The following is a 22,523-nucleotide window of genomic DNA, read 5'->3' as shown; positions in this document are numbered from 1 at the left end:
AGGCAAGCATCCCCGAAGGGGCCTGAAAGGGCTCGCGAGGCCGTCGCGGCTCCGTTAGGACCCCAGCGCCGCGCCCCGCCCGGGTGGCGGCGCCGGGCGGCGAGGGCACGGGCTTCCCGTCCGTCCTCCAGGCCGCCGCGGCTTTCGAGGCACGGACGATGCCGAGCACCTGGTACGACGCGGTGGTGGTGGGCGCGGGCTTTGGCGGACTGGCCACCGCGCTGGAGCTGGCCCGGCGTGGCGCTCGCGTGGCGCTGTGCGAGTCGCTGAACTACCCCGGCGGCTGCGCCAGCACCTTCCAGCGGGGCGGCCATGCCTTCGAGTCCGGCGCCACGCTCTTCTCCGGCTTCGAGCCGCACCAGCTCTTCGGCCGGTGGATTCGGGAGCTCGCGCTGCCCGTGACGGTGGACTGGTTGGATCCGGTGGTGGAGCTGCGGACGCCCACCGCGCGGCTCGCCGTGCACCGGGACCGCGCGCGCTTCGTCGAGTCCCTGTGCGCCCTGCCCGGCGCGCCCGCGCCCGCGGTCCGCCGCCTCTTCGCGCTCCAGGCGCGGGTGGCTGGCGCCCTGTGGCCGCTCTTCGATGACCCGACGCTGTTGCCCCCGCTGGACCCGCGGGCCCTGCTGCGCCACGCGGGCCGCGCGCTTCACTATCCCCCGCTGCTGCGGTGGCTGGGCCGCCCCCTGGGCGCGGTGCTGGAGCACCTGGGGCTCGCAAGCTTCACGCCGCTGCGCACCTACCTGGACGCGCTCTGCCAGATAACGGTCCAGTGCAGCGCGGCCGAGGCGGAGGCCCCCTTCGCCCTGGCCGCCATGGACTACTACTGGCGCGGCACCGGCCATGTCCGGGGCCGCATCGGTCAGCTCGCGCGGGCCCTGGCGGGCGCGGTGGAGGCCCAGGGCGGCACCGTCCTGCTGGCCAACCGGGTGAAGGCCGTGACGCCTGTCCCGGGCGGCTGGAGCGTGACGGCGCGCAGGGGCGAGCTGCGGGCGCGCCACGTGGTGGCCAACGTGCTCCCCAGGAGCTTGAGCCGGCTGCTGGACGTCCCCTTGGACCGCCTGCCCCGGCTGGACAGGCTGTCGCGCGCCGTCGAGTCCGGCTGGGGCGCGGCGATGCACTACCTGGTGGTGCGCGCGCCAGCGGGTGCCCACGGGCAGGCCCATCACCTGGAGCTGGTGCAGGACGCGTCCGCGCCCTTCATCGAGGGCAACCACCTGTTCATGTCCATCAGCGGGGAAGCGGACGCGGGGCGCGCGCCCCCGGGCCACCGCACCGTGACGGTGTCCACCCACGTCCCGCTGACGACGCTGTCCCAGCTCCCCGCGGAGGCGCAGCGCGGCTACGTGGAGCGCATCCAGGCGCGGATGGGCCAGGGCCTGAGGCGGCTGGCGCCCGAGTGGGTGGCGGGCCTCACGCACGCGATGACGGCTTCACCGCGCACCTACCAACGCTTCACCCAGCGAGACGGCGGCGCGGTGGGCGGCGTTCCCCGGCGCGCGGGCCTGGCGAACTACCGGCACCTGGGCCCCTTTCAAGTCCGCGACGGGCTGTGGCTGGTGGGGGACTCGGTGTTCCCCGGCCAGAGCACCCTGGCCACCGCGGTGGGCGGCGTACGCACCGCCGCCAGCATCGCCTCGCGGCGCTGAGACAACCGCCCCTCAGGCGTCGAGCAGCGCCGCCCAGAAGCGCACCAGCCGCCACACGTCCGCCCACGCCTGGGGCCCGTCCACCTCCGCGTGGGTGATGAGCGGCGTGGCCAGCGCGTGGACCTCGGTGTGGGGGCGCAGCACCGCGGCAAGCCGGGCGGACTCCTTGGCGGGAATCACCGTGTCCCCCGCGCCATGCAGCAGGAAGACGGGCGCGGAGGGCGGCGGCGAGCGCTCCGGCGACAGGGCCGGGTCCGCGGCGAACGTCTTCACGAAGGGCAGCAGGCGCGGCCCCAGCGCCGCCACGTCGCGCGTATTCACGTAGCCCATCAGCGTGGCCGCCGGCTCCGGCAGCTCCGCCTGGAGCGCCCGCGCCCTGGCGAACGTCTCCGCCGCGAGCCGCCCATCCACCATGGCCTGATGGGACGCGCGCAGGAAGGTCCGGATGCCCGCGCGCAAGGGCTCCACCTGCTCGGCCGGCACCAGCTTGTCCGCCACGTTGAGCAGGATGATGACCACGCCGTAGTCGTGCGGCGCCAGGTGGCTCCCATCCGGCAGCTCGCCGGAGCACAGGAAGGTGAGCACGCGCGGCAGGTCGCCATGGCCCCCGAAGGAGAGCGTGGCCGCCACCCGCTCCTTGAGGGCGGGCCGCCCCGCGGCCACCACCGACAGGCCGCCGGAGAAGCTGATGCCGAACAGGTCCACCTTGCCGTCGGGCGCCAAGTCCGCCTGCGAGGCGGCCCACACGGCGGCGTCCTCGATGATGTCCGGCAGCCGCGGGGTGATTTCGTAGCGCAGCAGGTCCGCGGGCTCCGGCGTGAGCACCGCCTGGCCGCCCATGGCCAGGTCCTCGGCCAGCTTCACCAGCCGGGGCTCGTCGATTCCGTCCGCGTGGACCCCCGAGGTCAGCACCATCGTGCGCCCGCGCTGCGTCACCGGCCGGTACAGCCGCGCGCGCACCAGCCCGTGCCGCGTGGGCACGCGCAAATCACTCACGTCGAAGGGCACGGTGCGCCAGTCCGCGATGGCCGTCTGCGCGGCGCCCTGCATGCCCGCCGCGCGCACCACCAATGACAGGCCCCGCAACCACCCCGGCACCACCAGGAGGCCCGCGGCCAGCAGCGCCAAAAGCGACGCCGCCAGCGTCCGCCGCACGGCCCGGCTCATTGAAAGAGGTGCTCCACGAAGGTGCACAGGCGCTCGCGCTCGAAGGGCTTCTCCAGCAGCCCCCGCGTGCGGCGGCCCACGAACTCACGCGCCTGCGCGGTGAAGGCGCCGCCCGTCATCAACCCGGTGCGCAGCGCGAGCTCCGGCGCCAGCCGCTCCAGCTCCACCACGAAGTCCAGCCCGCTCATGCCGGGCATCATCACGTCGCAGAGGATGGCGTCGAAGCGCTCGCCCATGGAGAGCAGCCGCAGCGCCTCCCGCGCGTCCTGGACGACGTGAATCTCGTAGACGTCCCGCACCAGCCGGCTCACCGAGTTGCCCACGGAGGGCTCATCGTCGATGAGCAGCAAGCGCCTGCGCGCGAGCGCCGGGACGGGATCCGCCGCGCGCGACGCCTCCAGGCCCTCCGTCCAGCCCACGGCCTGCGTGGGCAGCACGATGCGGAAGGTGCTCCCCCAACCCGGCGCGCTGGAGACCTCGATGCGCCCGCCCATGGCCTGCACCAGCGTGAGGCAGATGGACAGCCCCAGCCCGGTGCCCTCCCCCACCGGACGGGTGGAGAAGAACGGGTCGAAGATGCGGCGCTGGACGTCCGGCGCCATGCCGTGCCCGTTGTCGGAGACCTCCAGCTCCACGTGCCGGGCGCTGCTGGCGCGCAGGGACACGCGCACCCGGTTCTCCTCGGGCGCGCGGTCCGGCAGGGCCTGGAGCGCGTTCAGCAGGAGGTTCACGACAATCTGGGACAGGCGCGTTTCGTTGCCGTGCACGGGCAGCACCGGCTCCAGCGTGAAGGTGAGCTGGGCGCGCAGCGCAATCTGGTTGCGGAGCAGGCGCAGCGCGCCGTCCACCACGTGCGCCATGTCCACCGGGCCGTGCAGCTCTTCGTCCGCGCGGGAGAAGGTGCGCAGGTCGCGGACAATCGCGCTGACGCGTCCGGCGCCCTCCTGGGCCTCGGCCACCACCTCCCGCAGCTCCAGGAGCTGGTCGTAGGACAGCGCCGGCTGGGAGAGCAGCTCGCGCAGGTACGAGAGGTTGGAGCTGACGTACGACAGCGGGTTGTTGATTTCGTGCGCCACGCCCGCGGCGAGCGTGCCGATGGACGCCATCCTGTCCGCCAGCACCCACTGCGACTCCAGCCGCGCGCGGTCCGTCGTCTCCTGGAGCGGCGGCGGGGGCGCGCCGCCGCCCTCTTGCAGCGCCATGAGCCGCCGGCGCAGGCCCGCGAGGCGCACGCCCCAATGCGCGCCGGGCGCGTGCAGGCACTCGTCCACGCCAGCCGCGGCCAGGGCCTCCGCTTCCGACGACGTGCGCCCGGTGAGCACGACGAGGTGCGTGCGGGCCACGCCCCGCAGGGCATTCAACCGCTGACAGCTCGTGATGAGCTCCGACAGCGGACCGCCATCATCCCACAGGACGATGAGCCCCTCGGCGATGGCATCGGGCAAGGTGCCCGCGAGGGGCACGCGCAATATCTGGCAGTTCCGTCCCGCGTCGGACTTGAGAATCCCTCGCTCGACCTCCTCCGACACCTCGGGAGGCAATGCCACCAGCGTCGCAAACACGGCGTCAATCCTCCGGCCCCATGAGCCCCGGGTTCCGCGCGCAGGAGCCGGAGCCACGAACCCATTGCAGCGCCCAGCCGCCCCCCGGTCAACGTCGTCGCGACACGGACAGTTCGCTGCCCTTCCGAACGGTGGCCCCCTGGACCCGGCGGGTCGCCCCGGCCACCACCCGAGGGCCAACGGCACAAGCGTGCAGCAACGGACACCGGCCACAGTTCTCCGCCACGGGCTGCGCCGGGCACGCCCCGCTCATGCCGTAGTGACACAACGCGAAGTCGTAACGGACGGGGTCCGCCGGATCCAACACGCGTAACGCGGCTGTCACCTCCTCCGCCGTGCGCCAGGTCAGGTCATTGCGCCGCGTCAGCCCCAGGTGCCGCGAGATGCGCCCGATGTGGGTGTCCAAGGGAATCAGGAGGGATGAGGGCGGCACGCGCGTCCAGACGCCGAAGTCCACGGTGTCCGGCCCCCGCACCATCCACCGGAGGTAGAGGTTGAGGCGCTTGGCCGCTCCCCCGCCCAGGGGCGAGGGCAGCAGGTGGTGCAGGCCCCGCTCAGGCCCCAGGGCCTTGCGCAGGGGCTCCATGGGCACCGCGCGCAGGCTCGTCGTGAAGTGGTCCAGCGCGCCATGCAGGGTGCCGCGCGCCTGAAGCCCCTGGAGGAACAGGGCCTCCAGGCTGCCCTGCTCCCGCAGCACGCGCCCCATGCCCAGCAGGAGCACCGCCACGTCCGTGCCCACGTTGAAGCGGTACACGAAGCCTTCCAGCAGCCGCCGGGCTCCGGCCACGTCGAGCGTCCGGACGAAGGCGGCGGGGGATGACCCCATGCGCTGGAGCAGCGCGTCCACCTTGGGACGGAACAGGTCCGCGCGTCCGTAGGCCAGCCCGGCGGCCAGCAGCGCGCTGACCTCGATGTCTCGCGGGTCCGTGTAGCGGTGCGGGAACTCCACCGGGTCGAAGGCGATGCGAGCCCGCGCGTCGGTGGAGGTCAGCACGGCCTCCAGCCGGGGCCGCAGGTGCTCGGCGGCTCGCGGGGAAAGCCCGGCGGCCGGAGCGGTGCGCTGCTTCGAGCGCGGTGTCACGTCAGGAGCTCCCAAATGGTGCTGGAACGGCGGGCTGCCCGCCCGTCTTCCCGATGCACGCGGGCGGGCGTCGGCGGAGCGGCGGACAGCACCGGTGCTGGTGCCACGAACCGGGTGACGCGCGGACGTGGCGTGCGCACGGCGGGCCCGCGCGCGCCTCCCCGTTTCATAGCGCCAGGAGCACGTCCAGCTGCGCCTTCACGGCGTCCGCCTGGTCCTGCTTCCCGAGCTTCTCGTAGAGGGCCACCGCGTCCCGCCGCTCTTGAACCTCACGGTCGACGACGGCCTGCACGGCTTCGGGGGTCAGGGCCAGGCGCGTCACTTCTCCGCTGCCCAGGCCACCGGCGCTTCCCGCGAAGGCGCCGCCGACGGCCGCGGGTGCCCCGCGCAGGTCGGGCGCCTCCGCGTTGTCGATGGCCGCCAGCGTCTCACGGAGCGCCGCCGCCGCGTGGGTGCTCCGCGTCCGCATGGCCTCCTTCAGCGCGGTCCGCAGCGCCGCCTTCCACTCATCAACGGTTCGCATGGGCGCACCCTAGCGGCGGGCCGGAGGCGGCTCAAGGCGAGCGCGCCGTCCGCGGCCTCCAGGCCCCGTGCGTGACGGGGACTGGAGACCGGCCGCACGAGGTGACGTCAGCGCAGCATCGCGGACGGCGACACGGTGAAGATGAGGTCATCGTGGTCGTTGTAGTTGCCCTCCATGCAGGGCGTCTGGCTGCCGCGGTTGCGGAACACGGCGCGCACGGCCTGGGCGGTGCCGCCCTCCGGCAGCGTGTAGGTGACGGACAGCGTGTGGAGGCCCTTCGTCGGAACGGCCAGCGTGGTGATGGCCTGCCAGACGGGGTTGTTGGCGTCGGCCGAGTAGAACAGGTCCAGCTTGTCGTTGAGCTTGTTGTAGGCGAAGACCGTCGCGTCGATGCGCACCAGCTTGCCCGGCGCGAAGTGCGTCCCGTCCGTGGTGGACACCACGATGCGCTCATTCGACTGGTCCACCAGGTACACGCCCGACAAGCCGTCCCGGCAGGAGTTCCTGATGGTGTTCGGCGCGTTCAGCTCGGGCCCGATACCGGCGCGGCCGTTGAGCAGCGTGCCGGAGTCACACACGTTGGAGGGCGAGGCACACCGCGGCGCCTTCAGGACCGGGTCGAATCCGGCCGTGCTGGACACGTTGCTCACCGTCACGGTGACCTCGCTGCTGGTCGCCGGCAGGCCCGCGCCGTCAACCGCCCGCGCCGTCAAGGTGTGGCTGCCGTTGGACAACGCGGCCGTGTCCCAGTCGAACGCGTACGGCGCCGTGGTGTCCGTCGCGACCAGCGCGCCATCCACCAGGAACTCCACGCGATTCACGCCGGACGCGTCCGAGGCCGAGGCCGTGACGGCCGTCACGCCCGACACCGTGCTCCCCGTGGCAGGGGCGGTGATGGCGACCTCCGGCGGCGTCTGGTCCACCACCATGCCCCCCTTGGCCAGCTCGGCCACGTACGCGAGGGCCAGCTTCGCGAACTTCACCGCCTGCCGGGCGTCGCCACCGCTCTTGTCGATGGTGTCATGGATGGTGTGGATGTGCCGGTTGGACGCGCTCAGCGGCGCCTCGAAGGGCATCGAGGCCGCGAAGCCCGCGGACGTCCAGGACGCATGGTCGGAGCACGCATAGCCACAGTACGTCGTGGTCCACTGGACGTCGGACTGGTACGTGTCGAGGAGGTCGGTGATGAAGGTGTTCTGCGCCGCGTTCGTCCGGTCGGTCACCATCGCCACGTCGACGTCCGGCCGGCCCTTGAAGTTCGTCATGTCGAGCTGCAGCACGCCCACCACGTCGACGTTCGTCGTGGCGTAGTGGTTGGCGATCGCCGAGGAGCCGCGCAGGCCGACCTCCTCGGCCGCGTAGCCCATGAACTTCACCGTGCGCTCCGGACGGTAGTTCTGGCGCATCAGCACGCGAATCACCTCGGTGAGCGTGGCGATGCCCGAGGCGTCGTCATCCGCGCCGGGAGCGATGCTGCCGTTGCTGGTGGAGTCCAGGTGGCCACCGAGCACGACGACCTCTTCCGCCATCGTGGTGCCGGGAATGGTCAGGATGACGGAGGGCTGCGCCCACGAGTGGTTGAAGAGCTCGACGGTGACCTCGTTGGCCCGCGACGCCGGGACCAGGGACGCCCAGTAGCCCCTCAGCCAGTTCGCGGCCGACACGCCCGTCGCCGACGTGTAGTAGCGCGTGGAGTACCCTTCGGACAGGTGGGTGATGACGCCGCGGATGGCGAGCTCCTCGACCCCCGCCTGCAGCGCGGTGACCGTCGCCGCGTTGTCGATGCTGTAGGTGACGGCGGTGGCCTGGGCCCCCTTCGCCGCGGCCGACGGGTCCAGCGCCGCGAGCGCCGCCGCCTCGGTGTCGTGGTGCATGAAGCCACCGCAGCGGTTGAGCTTCTCGTGCATCATCCGCGAGATGAGGTTGAGCTGGGACTCACGCACGCGCAGCGCGGTGACGTCCCCGCTCCGCCCGCTCACCGTGGGCGCCGCATGCCCCGCGGCGGCGAGGGCGAGGTTGACGTAGTCGAGGGCGTCGGAGCCGACGGTGATCCACACCTCGCCGTCGGGGGCCTCCGCCGGAGGCGCCTTCGCGAACGCCGAGACACTACAGAGCACCAGGAGGACTGAAGCCAGGCGCTTCATGTTCATAGGTTTCTCCACTGCCTTGCGGGGGATGTGCGGCTGAGACTGCGGGGAGCGCGCCCCCCGCCTTCGACGTCAACTTACACTCCCGGCAAAAACAGCGGCTACGGCTCGCTGCGAATCACGCCGCCTCCAGCCATTCTCAGGGCTTGAGACATGCGTGGGGCGGCGCTAACGCGACAGCTCACGGACGGCGTGGCCCAGCTCCGGCAGGATGAGCGCCTCCAGCGCGAGCCGCACCGCCTTGGGCGAGCCCGGCAGCGCGAAGAGGATCATCCCCTGGTAGGTGCCCGCCGTGGCGCGGGACATCATCGCCGCGCTTCCCACCTGGCGGTACGACAACATCCGGAAGAGCTCGCCGAAGCCGGGCAGCTCCTTCTCGAACAGCGGGCGCAGCGTCTCCACGGTGCAGTCCCGCCTGCCAATCCCGGTGCCCCCGGTGAACAGCACGGCCCGGGCCCCCGTCTCGCGCGCGGCCTCCAGCGCGCCGCGAATGGCCTCCGGGTCATCCTTCACCACCACGGCGCCGGCGATGCCATGGCCCGCCGCCTCCAGGCCCTCGCGCAGCACCCGGCCGCTCTCGTCGCGCGCCGCGTCACGGCTGTCCGAGCACGTCACGATGAAGGTGCTGACGTGGACGGGCGCTCGCGCCTTGTGCTCCGCCACGGGCCCCTGGTCATGGCCGTGCGGGGGGGGGTGATGGTGGTGATGCCCGTGCTCGCCGTGCTCGTGGCCGTGGTGCTCGTGGTGATGGTGCCCGGGGCCATGCGCCTCGTGGTGGTGCCGGTGCGCGCCGTGAGCAGGGTCGTGGTCGTGTCCGTCGTGAGCCATGGCGGGTACTCCGGGGTGCGAGAAGAAGGTCAGGGCGTGTCGGGCCAGTCGATGACGAGCGCGCCGTCCTCGACCGCGACCTGCACGGTCGGTTGGTCGTCACAGACCCCTGGCGAGGTCGCGTTTTGGCCGGTGTCCATGTCGAAGCCGACCTCGTGACACGGGCAGACGACCATGTTGTCCTCGATGCGACCGCCGGACAGCAGGCACCCGGCGTGATTGCACCAATCATCCAGGCCCTTGTAGCGCCCGTGGATCTTCGCGATACACACGTTGCGCTTGCCGACCTCGTAGCCCCGCATTTCCCTCTCGGCGAAATCCGCCGGTCCCAGCTTGATCTTCGTCATCGCGGCCCCTTTTCCCACAACGCGGGACTGGCTGCACTCCCGATACCCGGGCATTACCTTCTCCCAGTGACTCCCGACGTGACCATCCCCACCGCTGTCGACAAGGCCACCGTCGCCCAGGTCCTCCGTGACATCTCCCTCCTGCTCCAGCTCCAGGGCGAGAGCGGCTTCCGCGTTCGCGCCTACGACATGGCCGCCGACCGCGTCGCCGGGCTGCCGCAGGAGCTGGGCCCCCTTGTTGCCGAGGGCCGGCTGGAGAGCCTCCCAGGCATCGGCCCCGCGCTCGCGGAGAAGATCTCCGAGCTGGTGACCACGGGCCGGCTCGGCTACCTGGAGGAGCTGCGAGCCCAGTTCCCTCCTGGCCTGCTGGAGCTGACGCAGCTTCCCGACGTGGGGCCGAAGAAGGTCGCCAGGCTCTGGCGCGAGCTCCAGGTGAGCGGCATCGAGGAGCTGGAGCGCGCCTGCCGCGAGGGCCGCGTGCGCCAGCTCAGCGGCTTCGGCGCGAAGAGCGAGGCGAAGATGCTGGAGGGCATCGCCGTGTACCGGCGCGCGCGCGGCGAGCGCAAGCTGCTGGGCGAGGTGCTCCCGGTGGCCACGGCCCTGCTGGAGCGGGTGAAGTCAGCCCCGGGCGTCGTGCGCGCCAGCCTGGGCGGCAGCGTGCGCCGGCAGGCGGAGACGGTGGCGGACGTGGACATCATCGCCTCCGCGCCAGAGGCCGGACCGGTGCTGGATGCCCTGGCGAACGCGCCCGGCGTCGCGGCGGTGCTGGGCAAGGGCGACAGCAAGTGCTCCGTGCGGCTGGAGGCCGGCGACCTCCAGGTGGACCTGCGGGTGCTGCCCGACGAGGACTTCGCCACCGCGCTGCACCACTTCACCGGCTCGAAGGCGCACCACATCCGCCTGCGCAACCTGGGGCACGAGCGAGGCCTCAAGATTTCCGAGTGGGGCGTCCACCGGGACGACGGCACCAAGGTCCGCGTCACGGAGGAGTCCGACCTCTACGCCCTGCTGGACATGCAGTACGTGCCCCCCGAGCTGCGCGAGGACACCGGCGAGTTCGAGGCCGCGCGCGAGGGCAGGCTCCCCGAGGACCTGCTCACCCTGGAGGACGTCCAGGGCGCGGTCCATGCGCACAGCACCTGGTCGGACGGGCGCAACAGCCTGGAGGAGATGGCGCGGGCGGCGCAGGCGCTGGGCCTCAAGTACCTGACCGTCACCGAGCACAGCGAGGCGGCCATCTACGCCGGCGGCCTGAAGGTGGATGACCTCAAGCGCCAGTGGGAGGAGATCGACCGCGTCAACGCGGACGTCCCCGGCGTGCGGCTGCTCAAGGGCATCGAGGTCGACATCCTGGAGTCCGGCGCGCTCGACTACGCGGACAGCGTCCTGGAGCAGTTGGAGGTCGTCATCGGCTCCATCCACGTCCGGCACGGCATGGACGAGGACCAGATGACGCGGCGGCTGCTGGCCGCGCTGGACAACCCCTGCCTCCAGATCCTGGGGCACCCCACCGGCCGGCTCATCAACAGCCGGGAGCCCTACCCCGTCCGCATGGACGAGGTGCTGGCGCGGGCCGCCGAGCGGGGCGTGGCCGTGGAGGTGAACGGCAAGCCCGCGCGGCTGGACATCAAGGCCGAGTACGTCCGGCAGGCCGTGAAGCGGGGCGTCCGTCTGGTGGTGAGCTGCGACGCGCACCAGAAGGAGGACCTGCGCAACCTGGCCTTCGCGGTGGCCACCGCGCGCCGGGGCTGGGCCCGGAAGGGGGACGTGCTCAACACGCTCCCGGCGGACCGCTTCGTCACCGCGCTGCGCGAGCGCCGGTGATAGGCTGCGGCACCCGCCGATGTCCCGCCTGCTGCCGCCGCTCCTCCTCCTCTGCCTGGCCCCCTTCGCCTCCGCCGCCGCGGACGCGGGCCGGCCCTCGCGCGCCGACCTCCAGCGGGTGCTGGAGCGGCACGGCCGCTCGGTGGTGCACGTCAAGGGGCCCCGGAAGGCGGGGCCCGGCGTCTTCGTGGGGGCCGCGGGCCAGGTCCTCACCTCCGTCGCCCCGGTGGACGCCAGCTTCACCGGATTGAATGCCACCACGGTGGAGCATGACGGGAAGTCCCTGCCCGCCCGGGTGGTGCTGGCCAGCCAGGACCTCCAGGTGGCGGTGCTCGCCGCGCCGGATGGCACCTACCCGGCCGCGCCCGTGAAGGTGCTGCGGGACGGAGACAGCCTGGAGGGCCACTGGCTGGTGGGCGTGCTCCCCGCCACGAAGCGCCAGCCCGCGCGCCCCGTCCTCGCGAGGGCGCGAGCGGCGCGGGCCCCCTTCTATGACGTCCCGCTGGCCCTGCCCGCGGGCAGCCCCGTCTTCGACGCGGACGGGCGGCTGGTGGCGGTGGTGGTGAAGAAGCACCGCCGCGGCTGCCGGGTGCTCCCGCTGAACGCGGTGAAGGTGGAGCTGGCTTCGGTGGACATGCCATGACCCAGGCCGTGACGACTCCCTGGCGTCCGAACGCCGTACAGGAAGCGGTGGGGCTGTGGGCGGTGGGCTTCCTGGCCATCGTCGCCGCGTTCCTGCTGTGGGGCGGCACCAGTGTCCCCAAGCTGGTCGCCACCGTGGGCTTCCTCTACCTGCCGCTCATCCCCATGCGCTGGCGGGACGAGGACTACAGCGACTACGGCCTGTCCCTGCGCGCGTGGCGCCAGGACCTGAAGCTGTTCCTGGTGCTGTCCGCGGTGGTGGGCCCGCTCTTCTTCCTGGGCTTCGCCGGGTTCGTGGAGGTGCTGCCCCACCTGCCGCCAGCGCTCGCGAAGCACCTGACGCCGCTGATGGGCGAGGCCCGCTTCCAGCCCCGCCTGCCCCCGCGCTTCGGAGAATGGTTCGTCGACCAGCTCTTCGTCGTCGCGCTCCCCGAGGAGTTCTTCTACCGGGGCTATGTCCAGACGCGGCTGCGCGACGCCTGGCCCCAGGGCCGCAAGTTCCTGGGAGGCCGGCTGGGGCCCGCGTTCTGGCTGACGGCGCTCCTGTTCGCCCTGGGGCACCTGGCCATCTTCCAGGCCTGGCGGCTGTCCGTGTTCTTCCCGGCGCTGCTCTTCGGGTGGATGCGGGAGCGCACCGGCACCGTCATGGGCGCCGCCCTGTTCCACGCCGCCTGCAACCTCTACGTGCGGTTCCTCGAGGTTTCTTTTTTCGGCTGATTTCCGCCGGGTTTCGTGGCGCTCGCACTCGGTGCCGCTGCGCTGAGCCCACCCGCCGTGAAACACGGGAGTGTTTCACCCGCCCGTAACCAGGATTCCACGAAACCCTGAACGGGTTTTACGTGGCTTCCAACCGCAGCGGATTGCATCGAAAATGTCACAGGAAACTCCGTGGCACACCGCGGCGATAACCTTTCAACCCCCTTGCACTGAGTTCGAGACCCCCATGACGATTCGCCGCACCGAAGGTCCGAAGCCCACGATTCGCACCAACGCCGCTTCCGAGGCTCAGCAGAAGACGGCTGCCAAGCCCGCGACCATCGCGCCGAACGTCATCAAGGACGGGTTCGGTCCCGCGGCGAAGACGACGGACCTGGCCCGCGCCGAGAAGACGCTGAAGCCGCTGCCGCCCGCGGTGGGTCGCCTGTCGCTGGAGAGCCGCGAGGCCCAGACGGCCATCCAGACGTCGCTGGCGCACCTGACTCCCGGCACCCAGAGCGCCATCCGCAACCCCGGCATCATCGGCGGCGTGCAGTTCCCCGCCTTCGTCCCCAAGAGCGTGGAGCGGGACTCGCTGGGCATGACGCACGTGCGTCTGGACCGCCAGCACGAGGGCGTGAAGGTCTTCGGTGAGCAGGTCGTTTCGCACCTGGATGCCCAGGGCAAGGTGCAGAGCGTCACCGGCGACCAGAACGACATCCCCGCGGGCCTGGGCACGCAGAAGCCCAAGGTGACGCACAGCCAGGCGCTGGACATCGCGCTGAAGGAGTTCAACGGCAAGCCGGACCGCCAGCCGAACTCCGAGCGCGTCATCTACAAGGACATCAACGGCGACTACCACTCCGCCTACCGCGTGGAAGTCACCAACGTGGACGGCACGGACAACCCGCGCAAGATGAACTACCTGGTGGACGCCAACACCGGGAAGGTCTTCGAGCAGTTCAACGCCATTGACGGCTATGCCCGTCAGCACGGCGCCGCGCACAGCCACGGCCACAGCCACGCCCACGGCGCGGACCACGCCGACCACGCCCATGGCGCGGACCACGCCGACCACGCCCATGGCGCGGACCACGCGCACGCCGCCGCGACGCCCTCCCCCATCAAGGCCTCGGCCACGCCGAAGGCGGAGATCGCCGACCTGGCGACCGTCACGTCCAAGATCAGCATCGCGGACGACGTCACGGTGGACGAGCTCAAGCTGGACCTGGACATCGACCACACGTTCAAGGGCGACCTGTCGGTCACGCTGACCAGCCCCTCCGGCAAGTCCGAGGTGGTGCACAACCGCAAGGGCGGCAGCGCGGACAACATCAAGGAAGGCTTCGACCTGAGCGCCTTCAAGGGCGAGTCCGCGAAGGGCGAGTGGACGCTGAGCGTCAAGGACAACGCGCGGCGCGACACGGGCACGCTGAACGGGTGGAGCCTGAGCATCACCCCGAAGGAGACCCAGGCGCCGCAGGAGCCCGGCGAGCCCACCACGAAGGCCGACGACACGTCGATGTACAGCGGCAAGGTCGCGCTGGAGACGAAGAAGCAGGCGGACGGCACCTACACGCTCGAGGACGGCACGCGCGGCAAGGGCGTGGCGACCTACGACGCGATGAACCGCGAGCGCGCCAGCGGCCAGACGCAGATCAAGGACAACAACGACGTCTGGGGCGAGTCCACGGACCCGGAGCGCAACAAGGCCGCGGTGGACGCGCACTACGGCGGCCAGATGATGTACGACTTCATGAAGGACATCCTCGGCCGTGACTCCATCGACGGCGCGGGTGAGAAGCTGGTGTCCTACGTGCACGTGAGCAACAACTACGTGAACGCGTACTGGGACGGCGAGAAGATGAGCTACGGCGACGGCGACGGCCGCAACTCCGGTCCGCTCACCGCGCTGGACATCGCGGGCCATGAGATCGCCCACGGCCTCACCGAGCGCACCGCTGGCCTCATCTACCGCGGCGAGTCCGGTGGCCTGAACGAGGCCATGAGCGACATCATGGGCGCCGGCCTCGAGTGGTACGCGTCCCAGAAGAACCCGGACGTGAAGTTCAACTGGACGGTGGGCGAGACGGCCTGGACGCCGACGGACGGCGACCCCACGGACGGCCTGCGCTACATGGACGATCCGACGAAGGACAACTACTCGATCGACAACTACAAGAACTACCCGAAGCAGACCGAGGTGCACGGCTCCAGCGGCATCGCGAACAACGCCTTCTACCTGCTGACCAACGGCGGCACCAACCGCACGTCCGGCGTCGAGGTGAAGGACGCCATCGGCATGGAGAAGGGCCTGAAGATCTACTACCGCGCCCTGGCCCACTACATGACGCCGAGCACCACGTTCGCCCAGGCCCGCACCGCGACCATCAACGCGGCCACGGACCTGTACGGCGCGGACTCCGCCGAGGTGGCGAAGGTCAAGGAGAGCTGGACCGCCGTCGGCGTGAACTAGCCCTCCCGCTTCACTGAAGACTCCAGAGCCCGGCCCGGCCCGCGACCCACCGCGGACTGGCGCCGGGCTCCGGCGTTTCAGGACGACGCGCGCGGCGCCCGCCGCTCAGGCCGACGGCTCGGCGGTTTCGGTGACGGGCGTGGTGGCGGGCACGCCCTCCACGAGCAGCATGATGGAGTGCGCGCTCTCATGGCGGAGCGCCTTGGCGGCGGCGTACTCGGGGGACGCCCACCAGGCCCGGGCCTGCTCCACGCTGGGGAACTCCAGCAGGACGAAGCGCGGGGGCTCCCAGGTGCCTTCCAGCGCCCGGGTGGGGCCGCCCCGGACGAGGTAGCGGCCCCCGTAGGGTTCGAGCGACGGGGGCGCGAGCTGCTTGTACCGCTCGTAGGTCTGCGCATCGTGCACCGAGACCTCGACCAAGACGTAGGCAGGCATGGGCGCTCCTCGCGGCGGCTCAGAACTCGTATCGGAAGACGACAGGCGCTCCCTGCGTTCGATGCCTGGGGAACGTCCAGGCGCCAATCTTCTGCTGCATGCAACGCACGAGCGACGTGCCTCGCAGCCACGGCGTATCCGTGGTGATGGACTCCACCTTGCCGCTCGGCAGGATGCTCAAGCGCAGCACCGCCCGGTCCCCCTCCTGTGGCGGGGCGCTCTGCTCCCGGCCGCACGCCGCGAGCTCCGCCCGCTTCGCGTGCACCACCGCGAAGACGGTGGCCAGGTCGAGTGACTCCCGCGGCGCCGTCGGGTCGGGCGGGATGTAGACGGTCGGCTTCTGGTGCTTCGTGGCGTTGGGCCCCGGGCCGGAGAGCATGCGGTCGAACTCCGCGTCGGGCCCCAGGTCGTCCTCCGAGCCGCCAGCCGTCGCGGCCTCGGCCACCGTCGTGGCGGGACGCGGCGCGGGCGCCGGCTGCGGCGCGGGCGCCACGGAGTGCTTGCCGATGACGAACGCCACGGCCACGTCTCGCGAGGAGAGACTGCCCGTGGGCCGCTCGAAGACCCTCTCCTCCGGCGTGGTCCGCCCCCCGCCGGTCGCGGCGCGCGCCGTGCGCTCCGAGCCGGTCAGCTCCGGCACGCGGCCTCCGCGGTCGACCGAGGCCGCCGACAGCGCGGGCGCAGGGGACCGCGCGGGCTCCCGCACCAGGTCCGTGTCGCGCGCACGCTCGGCCGCCGCCGTGGCGACACCCGCGCCGCTGGGGCCCGGACTCACGCCGCCGGTGCCGCCCACCGACGTGGGGGCGCCAGACGCCGTGCCCCCCTGCCCCGTGGCCGCGACCGCTTCTGGCGCGGGCGCGGCGGCCTCTTGCCGTGGCGCCGCGGGCGGAGGAGCACCCGTGCCATGCGCCGCCTCGACGGGCGCGGCGGCGCCACGGCCACGCTCCCCGCCCAAGACCCCCAGCGCCAGGGCCACCGACATGCCGCCGATGGCGCCACCCGCCAGGAGGATTCCCAGCCGGCGCTTGCGCCGCGTGCGCTCCTCGGGCGAGGGCGTGGCCAGCACCGCGTGCGTCCCCACGGGCTGCGCCACCGGCATCGGCTCCACCCCCGCGGCGTCCTGCGCGTCGCTGGCGCTCGCGGCCGGCGCGGTGACGGGCTCCGGCGCGACCGCCGGGGCCGCGGCTTCTGGAGCCGTCCCACCGAAGCCATTCGAGGCCGGAGCCTCGTGGGCGTCCACGGAAGGCGGTGCGCTCACCACCGGAGCCGCCACGACAGCGGCCGGGCCGGGCGCGTCCAGGATCACCCGCTCCGTGGTGGCCTCGGAGACGTCCACCGCACGCGGCGCCCGCGGGGCGAAGGACCCGGCGGGAACGGGCGGAGGCCCCGCCGGCATGGACGGCGGCGGCATCACGGAAGCGAGCTCCGGGATGTGCCCCAGGGGCAGCCACTCCCCGAAGCCCTCGCGCCAGCACAGCGAATCCGGGCCAATCGCACCCCGCTCGAGGTGCCCCTTCACCTCCGCGAGGTCGTGAGGTCCGTAGGCCGCGCCGCCCATGACGAAGTACCAGGCGTGCTTCACGGCGGGCGCGGCGTCCTTCGGCGGCGGCGCCGCTTCCTCGCCCAGGCTGGACGCGCGCGTCCGGCCCGCGCCCCGGTGCAGCCGCTCGGACAGCATGGCCTCGCGCGAGCGCGGCTGGGCGGAGGGCCGGACGCGGAGGCGCTTGTCCGTGCGCAACTGGCCCACGAAGGCATCCAGCTCGGCGTCCGACACGCCATCCAGCACGGGCGAATCGCCCCCATCGGGGTGCTCCGGGGCGGCCTCCCGGGGGTGTCCCGGGTTGGCGTTGTCTTCCCCTGAGTTGCCGGCCATCGACCCGCTCCTTGATTCCATCCGGTCCCGATTAAGCCGCACCATCAGACCTCACCCAATGGAATGCCACCACGGCGATTCGTCAACGGCGAGCGTCTGCGCGGAGGTGGACACAGCCCCCCACGTGGGACGGAGCCCTAGCGTAGTGCCCAGGACCCACCTTCGTACAATGCCCCGGCTGTGTGGCATTCACATACAGACACCGGCGAGCCACGGGGCCGCGTCACGCGTCCGGTTTCATGCGTTGACGCTCGAGGCCGCTGTCACAGCCACACCTCGAAGTCCACCTGCGTGCCCTTGGGCCCGGTGCGCACGTCGAAGCGGTCCGCGAGCCGCTTCACCCCCGACAGGCCCAACCCCACGCCCGTCTTGCGCTCGTACCGCCCCGACAGCACGCGCTCCAGGTCGGGGATGCCCTGACCGGAGTCCTCCGCGCTGACGCGCAGCAGGCGCCGGGGCGCCAACTGCGGCGACAGTTGGATGGTGCCGCCACCGGCGTGGGAAATCTGGTTGCGCGCCAGCTCGCTCACCACGGTGGCCACCTTCTGGCATTCATCGCCGTGCCCACCCAGGGACTCGCACAATTGCCGGGCCGCGTGCCGCGCGTGGCTGGCATCCGCTTCCGTGCGCACCAGATAGGTGGTGGCCCGGACCTCCGGCACCGAGGCCGCGCTCGACGACGCGGGCGCGAGCAGCGTCCGGAGCTGCGCCATCATTCGCGGCTGGCGCGTGGGGTCCACGCATTGGCGGGTGGCGGGCTCCAGCGCCTCGACGAGGCGAGGCAGCTCCGAGGCGGGCACCGCGTCCAGGTTCAGCCCCAGCGGCTCCAACGCGCCGAGCAGCGCCCGCCGCGCCGCCGTCTCCGACATGAACTGCTGCAAGACACGCAACAACGCCGCGCCCACGGAACCGCCACTCACCCGCGCCTCCTCTTCACCTGGCCCCCGCGCCCGCGCGCCTCGAGGCCCCCGCCCTCGCGGCGGCTCACCTGGACCTCGTCGGTGAACGCCGCATCCGGCCTCAACCGGACCTTGATGCTGAACATCGATTCAACTTCTGAGAGCATGGGAGCCACGAGCACCGCGGATGCAGCTACTCTTCAATATTTCGATGAAACTCCCTCATGGAAGCACTTTTCCGCCGGGGATGTAAAGCGGCATGAAGTCATCCCTGACCTCAGGCGCCGGGGCGCGCGTGCAGTTGCAAATCCGTCCCCACCGTCAGCGTGTGGCCATGAGCCAGCTCCACCCAACCCGCGGAGCGCTTGAGCGCGCTGGCCACCACGACGGTCCGCCGGCGCCGGTGCGCGCCCACGGCGGGCTGCGTCTCGGGCGTCGCCGGCGTCACCTCACACAGCGCGCACTCCGCGGCGCCCTCCAGCCGCGTGTAGAAGAGCGGATGCTCGCCGGACCGCGTCGCTACCAGGAGCGTGCCGTTGGTGGCCACCAGGTTGAGCGTGGGCGTTCGCGTCACCCCGGCCCGCGCCGCGGCCTGAGCCACCTCGCGCGCGGTGTCCGCCAGCACGCGGCCGGCGACCTCGGGCTCCAGCCGCGGGTCCTCGGTGCGCCCCAGGTCACGCAGGCGCCTGAGGAAGATGGCGAACAGGAGCTCTCCTTCCGTGCCGCCGCGCACCTGGCGCCGCAGGTGGTCGGGCAGCGACTCCAACAACGGAGCGCGAAGCGGCTCGAACCCCTGCACGCCGCCCTGGTGGGCGAACAGCCAACGCCGGGCGCGGAAGGGTTGTGTGTTCTCCTCCAGCGACAGGCCCACCGGAAGCTGGCCCGAATGGAACAGCAGCGCCTCCGACTCATGGGGCGGCGCGAGCGAATCCAGGGTCAGCTCCCCGCTGCTGGCGAAGCGCTGCAGCAGGACCTCCTCCTGGGCATAGGCGCCCACCCCCACGGCGTTCGCCCTCGGCTCTCCCTGGAGCAGGACCTGGCCTTGGAGGCGGTGCAGCTCACAGCGCAGCAGGTTCGGGTCGGACGTCAGCGCGGCGAGGATGACGGACATGGATGAGCAAACCCCCTTCGCCTTGAGAGATAATGGCGTGGCCCCGCCCCCTCAAGCCAGTGGGCGTGCTCCCTTGCACCCTCGCTAAGCCCTTGAAATGGCTGGACTTTATTGACACGGGAACGTTGACACCCGCTTCCCGGGGTGCCTAACCTCCGTGCCCTTCACCGACGGACCTCTGCTGCAGGTCTTCACCGGAGACGGAATGGCGGACGACATCGCAATCGGCATCGACCTGGGCACTTCGTATTCGTGCGTGTCGGTGGTCCAGGACGGCCAGCCCATCGTCATCCCCAACGAGTGGGGAGAGACGACTCACGCCTCCTGCGTCTCGTTCCTGGAGGATGGCTCGGTCCTGGTGGGCAACGCGGCCAAGAAGAACATCATCACCAACCCCGAGCAGACCGTCTATTCCGCCAAGCGCCTCATCGGCCGCTACTACTTCTCCGACGAGGTGAAGAAGGCGCAGGCGGTGATGCCGTACCGCATCGTCGAGGGCGACAACAACTCGGTGCGCATCGCGGTGAACGACCACTCCTATTCGCTCCCGGAGATCAGCGCGCTGGTCCTCAAGGAGATGAAGGCGGTGGCGGAGACGTACCTGGGCCAGGAGGTGACCAAGGCGGTGGTCACGGTGCCCGCGTACTTCAACGACAACCAGCGCCAGGCCACCAAGGACGCGGGCCGCATCGCTGGCATGGAGGTGCTGCGCATCCTCAACGAGCCCACCGCGGCGGCGCTCGCGTACGGCTTCGGCCGCGACGTCAATCAGCGCGTGGTGGTCTACGACCTGGGCGGCGGCACCTTCGACGTGTCCATCCTCGAGATTGGCAAGGACGTCTTCGAGGTGCTGGCCACCGCGGGCGACACGTACCTGGGCGGCGACGACTTCGACGACCGCATCATGACGTGGCTGGCGGATGACTTCCTGGCCAAGACGCGCCTGGACGTGCGGCAGAACAAGTTCTGCCTGCAGATGCTCAAGGAGGCCGCGGAGAAGGCGAAGATCGACGTGGGCCAGACGGGCTCCGCCGAAATCCTCTGCCAGGGCATCTGCCAGGACGCGGACGGCAACATCATGGACCTGCGCGGGCAGCTCAACCAGGACCAGTTCAACCGCATGGTGATGGACCTGGTGCAGCGCACGTTCAAGGTGTGCGACGAGGCGCTCCAGAGCGCGCGCCTGACGGCCGCCGACATCGACGCGGTCATCCTCGTGGGGGGCCCGACGCGGCTGCCCATCATCCGCAACTCGGTGAAGCACTACTTCCAGAAGGACCCGCTGGAAGGCATCAACCCGGACCAGGTCGTGGCCATGGGCGCGGCGCTCCAGTCGCACGCGCTGCTGGACAGCAAGACGCAGACCTTCCTGGTGGACGTCACGCCGCTGTCGCTGCGCATCGGCACGGTGGGCGGATACACCGAGAAGATCATCGACAAGAACACGCCGGTGCCCATCGACCGCTCGAAGACGTTCACCACCAGCCGCGATGGCCAGGAGAAGGTGAAGATTCGCGTGTACCAGGGCGAGTCCAACCGCGCCGACGAGTGCGAGATGCTCGGCGAGTTCGAGTTCGCGGGCTTCCGCATCGGCTACCGCGGCGAGGTGAAGATCGAGGTCACCTTCGAAATCAACACGGATGGCCTGGTGCATGTCTCCGCGTGTGACACGGAGACGGGTCAGAAGACGTCGACCTCCATCACCCTGTCCTCCGGCATGAGCGAGGCCGATATCCAGCAGTCCATCCAGGCCAACCGGAACACCCGGCTTGCTGGCCATCACAGCGACGACCTGCCCGCCGCGGCGCAGTAGGGCCGCGCTCCGAATACGCCGATGTCCGAGCCTTCAGACCCCAGCGCCGGCAAACCGCCGGGAGCCACGCCCGGGACACCGGCCCCTCCCGCCCGGCCCGCGGTTCCACGCGTGACGGCCGCCGTCCCCGGCCCCGTCACGCCAGGGACGATTCCGTCGTCGCCCGCAGCCAGCGCGCCGACTCCGCCGCCTCGGCCGCAGGGGACGCCACCGTCGCGTCCCACGGGCGTGACGCCCGCGCTGCCCCCCCGCGCCACGTCGACGGGGATTCCCGCCGTGAGGACGGGCGCTGGAGCGGGGGCACCGGGCGTGCCCTCGGCTGCGCCGGTCGCGAGTCCGCCCACGGCGCCGGCACGGCCAGCGTCGGGAGCGGTGCCGCCCCCCGCGCCTCGCGCGACGCTGCCTGGGATTCCGTCCGTGGGCGCTGTCCCCCACCCCTCGGGGATTGGCGCGGCCTCAGGGCCCACGCCGCGAGGGACGCCAACCACGTTGCCCGCGATTCCCGCAGTGGGGGCTGTTGCCGGCCCGACGGCACCCGGTGCGACCTCCGGTCCCGTGCCGCCGGCCACGCTGCCCGCGATTCCCGCAGTGGGGGCTGTTGCCGGCCCGACGGCACCCGGTGCGGCCTCCGGGCCCACGCCGCGGAGGACGCCAACCACGTTGCCCGCGATTCCCACCGTGGGGGCTGTTACCAGCCCTGGCGCGGCCTCCGGGCCCGTGCCACGGGGGACGCCAACCACGCTGCCCGCGATTCCTTCCGTCGGTGCTGTTACCAGCCCTGGCGCGGCCTCCGGGCCCGTGCCACGGGGGACGCCGACCACGCTGCCCGCGATTCCTTCCGTCGGTGCTGTCACCAGGCCTGTCGCCCCCGTGGGAACAGGAGCGGCGGCCGGACAACGTCCTGCTACCGGAGCGATGCCTTCAGCGGCGAGCGCCGCGACGCCCGTGCCTCGCGCGGGTGCTGCGGACGCCAGGACGCCGGTGCCGCGAGCTGCGACCGGGCCCAGCCATGCTGACGCCAGGACGCCCGTGCCTGGCGCTGCGGTGGGAACCAGCCCTGCTGACGCCAGGACGCCCGTGCCGCGACCCGGGGTGGGCCCCAGCGCCGCTGATGCAAAGACGCCCGTGCCGCGTCCGGCGACAGGCGCCGCCGCAGCCACCACGCCGCTCCCACGCCCAGTTGCTGGCGCTGCCGCACCTGTCCCGCGTGTGGCGCCTGGGCAGGCAGCGACGCCCGCAGCCCGGCCGCCGACGGCCGCGGACGCAGCGCGCGCCAATCCCCCCGCGCCACGCGTTGCGGCGGCGGCCCCTCATGCCACCGGGGCCGCGGCTTCCGGCCCTCGCCCGGCCGCGAACGCACCGACGCCAGTCCCTCGCCCGGCGGCAGGCGGCAATACCCCGGCTCCACGTCCAGCGGGTGCAGTGGGCGCACCGCGTCCAGCCGCTGGCGCCG

Annotated in this window: 18 protein-coding genes; 6 read left to right on the top strand and 12 right to left on the bottom strand. The window is 71.8% G+C overall.

Features of this window, described 5'->3' with window-relative positions; all coding sequences use genetic code 11:
* Positions 1–158: 158 nt before the first annotated feature.
* The gene (locus MYMAC_RS13750) at positions 159–1,646 is read left to right on the top strand and encodes a phytoene desaturase family protein (protein WP_095961577.1); all 1,488 of its coding nucleotides are present in this window, start codon (positions 159–161) and stop codon (positions 1,644–1,646) included.
* Between the two features lie 12 nt (positions 1,647–1,658).
* On the opposite strand, the gene MYMAC_RS13745 is transcribed toward MYMAC_RS13750, so the two are convergent.
* The 7 genes from MYMAC_RS13745 to MYMAC_RS13715 form a co-directional block, all read right to left on the bottom strand.
* Positions 1,659–2,813: a hypothetical protein gene (locus tag MYMAC_RS13745; RefSeq protein WP_095958410.1), complete on the bottom strand. Its 1,155-nt coding sequence runs from the start codon at positions 2,811–2,813 to the stop codon at positions 1,659–1,661.
* Positions 2,810–4,375: an ATP-binding protein gene (locus MYMAC_RS13740; protein ID WP_095958409.1), complete on the bottom strand. Its 1,566-nt coding sequence runs from the start codon at positions 4,373–4,375 to the stop codon at positions 2,810–2,812. The genes MYMAC_RS13745 and MYMAC_RS13740 overlap by 4 nt, the downstream gene beginning before the upstream one ends.
* Before the next feature lie 88 nt (positions 4,376–4,463).
* Complete coding sequence (locus MYMAC_RS13735) at positions 4,464–5,369, bottom strand: TIGR02757 family protein (protein WP_095958408.1); 906 nt, start codon at positions 5,367–5,369, stop codon at positions 4,464–4,466.
* Positions 5,370–5,622: 253 nt separating this feature from the next.
* Positions 5,623–5,979 (bottom strand): GatB/YqeY domain-containing protein, encoded by a 357-nt coding sequence (locus MYMAC_RS13730; RefSeq protein WP_095958407.1) that lies wholly within the window; start codon positions 5,977–5,979, stop codon positions 5,623–5,625.
* 107 nt (positions 5,980–6,086) lie between these two features.
* Positions 6,087–8,129 carry a M20/M25/M40 family metallo-hydrolase gene (locus MYMAC_RS13725; protein ID WP_095958406.1) on the bottom strand — a complete coding sequence of 681 codons (2,043 nt, stop codon included), beginning with the start codon at positions 8,127–8,129 and terminating at the stop codon, positions 6,087–6,089.
* A 165-nt stretch (positions 8,130–8,294) separates the two neighbouring features.
* The gene (locus MYMAC_RS13720) at positions 8,295–8,789 is read right to left on the bottom strand and encodes a MogA/MoaB family molybdenum cofactor biosynthesis protein (RefSeq protein ID WP_013939348.1); all 495 of its coding nucleotides are present in this window, start codon (positions 8,787–8,789) and stop codon (positions 8,295–8,297) included.
* 194 nt (positions 8,790–8,983) lie between these two features.
* Entirely contained in the window at positions 8,984–9,301 is a 318-nt protein-coding gene (locus MYMAC_RS13715; RefSeq protein ID WP_095958405.1) for a Rieske (2Fe-2S) protein, read from the bottom strand.
* A gap of 78 nt (positions 9,302–9,379) precedes the next feature.
* Here MYMAC_RS13715 and polX point away from each other — a divergent pair, with 78 nt between their 5' ends.
* The 4 genes from polX to MYMAC_RS13695 all read left to right on the top strand — a co-directional run bounded on the left by polX (position 9,380) and on the right by MYMAC_RS13695 (position 14,939).
* The gene (gene polX, locus MYMAC_RS13710; RefSeq protein ID WP_095958404.1) at positions 9,380–11,125 is read left to right on the top strand and encodes a DNA polymerase/3'-5' exonuclease PolX; all 1,746 of its coding nucleotides are present in this window, start codon (positions 9,380–9,382) and stop codon (positions 11,123–11,125) included.
* Positions 11,126–11,144: 19 nt separating this feature from the next.
* Positions 11,145–11,768, top strand: a complete 624-nt coding sequence (locus MYMAC_RS13705) for an MXAN_2756 family trypsin-like serine endoprotease (protein ID WP_095958403.1) — start codon at positions 11,145–11,147, stop codon at positions 11,766–11,768.
* Positions 11,765–12,484 carry a myxosortase MrtX gene (gene mrtX, locus MYMAC_RS13700; RefSeq protein ID WP_095958402.1) on the top strand — a complete coding sequence of 240 codons (720 nt, stop codon included), beginning with the start codon at positions 11,765–11,767 and terminating at the stop codon, positions 12,482–12,484. Before MYMAC_RS13705 ends, mrtX begins: the two co-directional genes overlap by 4 nt.
* Positions 12,485–12,710: 226 nt before the next feature.
* Complete coding sequence (locus tag MYMAC_RS13695; RefSeq protein ID WP_013939343.1) at positions 12,711–14,939, top strand: M4 family metallopeptidase; 2,229 nt, start codon at positions 12,711–12,713, stop codon at positions 14,937–14,939.
* A 105-nt stretch (positions 14,940–15,044) separates the two neighbouring features.
* Here MYMAC_RS13695 and MYMAC_RS13690 read toward each other — a convergent pair whose 3' ends face one another.
* From MYMAC_RS13690 to MYMAC_RS13675, 5 genes are all read right to left on the bottom strand, one after another.
* Positions 15,045–15,374, bottom strand: coding sequence for a DUF1330 domain-containing protein (locus MYMAC_RS13690; protein WP_013939342.1), 330 nt, complete (start codon positions 15,372–15,374; stop codon positions 15,045–15,047).
* Between the two features lie 19 nt (positions 15,375–15,393).
* Positions 15,394–17,247: a GYF domain-containing protein gene (locus MYMAC_RS13685; protein WP_239989517.1), complete on the bottom strand. Its 1,854-nt coding sequence runs from the start codon at positions 17,245–17,247 to the stop codon at positions 15,394–15,396.
* A 263-nt stretch (positions 17,248–17,510) separates the two neighbouring features.
* Complete coding sequence (locus MYMAC_RS13680; RefSeq protein WP_095958400.1) at positions 17,511–18,167, bottom strand: ATP-binding protein; 657 nt, start codon at positions 18,165–18,167, stop codon at positions 17,511–17,513.
* Positions 18,164–18,292: a hypothetical protein gene (locus MYMAC_RS38365; protein WP_275663279.1), complete on the bottom strand. Its 129-nt coding sequence runs from the start codon at positions 18,290–18,292 to the stop codon at positions 18,164–18,166. The genes MYMAC_RS13680 and MYMAC_RS38365 overlap by 4 nt, the downstream gene beginning before the upstream one ends.
* A gap of 131 nt (positions 18,293–18,423) precedes the next feature.
* The gene (locus MYMAC_RS13675) at positions 18,424–19,257 is read right to left on the bottom strand and encodes a class II glutamine amidotransferase (RefSeq protein WP_095958399.1); all 834 of its coding nucleotides are present in this window, start codon (positions 19,255–19,257) and stop codon (positions 18,424–18,426) included.
* A gap of 205 nt (positions 19,258–19,462) precedes the next feature.
* On the opposite strand from MYMAC_RS13675, the gene dnaK reads away from it, so the two are divergent.
* Positions 19,463–21,070, top strand: coding sequence for a molecular chaperone DnaK (gene dnaK, locus MYMAC_RS13670; protein ID WP_095961576.1), 1,608 nt, complete (start codon positions 19,463–19,465; stop codon positions 21,068–21,070).
* Positions 21,071–22,523: the final 1,453 nt, after the last annotated feature.

This window comes from Corallococcus macrosporus DSM 14697, from assembly GCF_002305895.1.
Lineage (GTDB): Bacteria > Myxococcota > Myxococcia > Myxococcales > Myxococcaceae > Myxococcus > Myxococcus macrosporus.
The sequence above is the reverse complement of the archived record's forward strand: the minus strand, read 5'-3'. Positions and strand labels throughout refer to the sequence as shown.

What these genes read in the sequence shown, in the direction of transcription:
- MYMAC_RS38365 (WP_275663279.1), bottom strand. Translation starts at nt 18,292, where the DNA reads ATGTTCAGCATCAAGGTCCGGTTGAGGCCGGATGCGGCGTTCACCGAC.
- MYMAC_RS13725 (WP_095958406.1), bottom strand. Translation starts at nt 8,129, where the DNA reads ATGAACATGAAGCGCCTGGCTTCAGTCCTCCTGGTGCTCTGTAGTGTC.
- mrtX (WP_095958402.1), top strand. Translation starts at nt 11,765, where the DNA reads ATGACCCAGGCCGTGACGACTCCCTGGCGTCCGAACGCCGTACAGGAA.
- MYMAC_RS13745 (WP_095958410.1), bottom strand. Translation starts at nt 2,813, where the DNA reads ATGAGCCGGGCCGTGCGGCGGACGCTGGCGGCGTCGCTTTTGGCGCTG.
- MYMAC_RS13730 (WP_095958407.1), bottom strand. Translation starts at nt 5,979, where the DNA reads ATGCGAACCGTTGATGAGTGGAAGGCGGCGCTGCGGACCGCGCTGAAG.
- MYMAC_RS13690 (WP_013939342.1), bottom strand. Translation starts at nt 15,374, where the DNA reads ATGCCTGCCTACGTCTTGGTCGAGGTCTCGGTGCACGATGCGCAGACC.
- MYMAC_RS13695 (WP_013939343.1), top strand. Translation starts at nt 12,711, where the DNA reads ATGACGATTCGCCGCACCGAAGGTCCGAAGCCCACGATTCGCACCAAC.
- MYMAC_RS13705 (WP_095958403.1), top strand. Translation starts at nt 11,145, where the DNA reads ATGTCCCGCCTGCTGCCGCCGCTCCTCCTCCTCTGCCTGGCCCCCTTC.
- MYMAC_RS13750 (WP_095961577.1), top strand. Translation starts at nt 159, where the DNA reads ATGCCGAGCACCTGGTACGACGCGGTGGTGGTGGGCGCGGGCTTTGGC.
- dnaK (WP_095961576.1), top strand. Translation starts at nt 19,463, where the DNA reads ATGGCGGACGACATCGCAATCGGCATCGACCTGGGCACTTCGTATTCG.
- MYMAC_RS13715 (WP_095958405.1), bottom strand. Translation starts at nt 9,301, where the DNA reads ATGACGAAGATCAAGCTGGGACCGGCGGATTTCGCCGAGAGGGAAATG.
- MYMAC_RS13685 (WP_239989517.1), bottom strand. Translation starts at nt 17,247, where the DNA reads ATGGCCGGCAACTCAGGGGAAGACAACGCCAACCCGGGACACCCCCGG.
- MYMAC_RS13675 (WP_095958399.1), bottom strand. Translation starts at nt 19,257, where the DNA reads ATGTCCGTCATCCTCGCCGCGCTGACGTCCGACCCGAACCTGCTGCGC.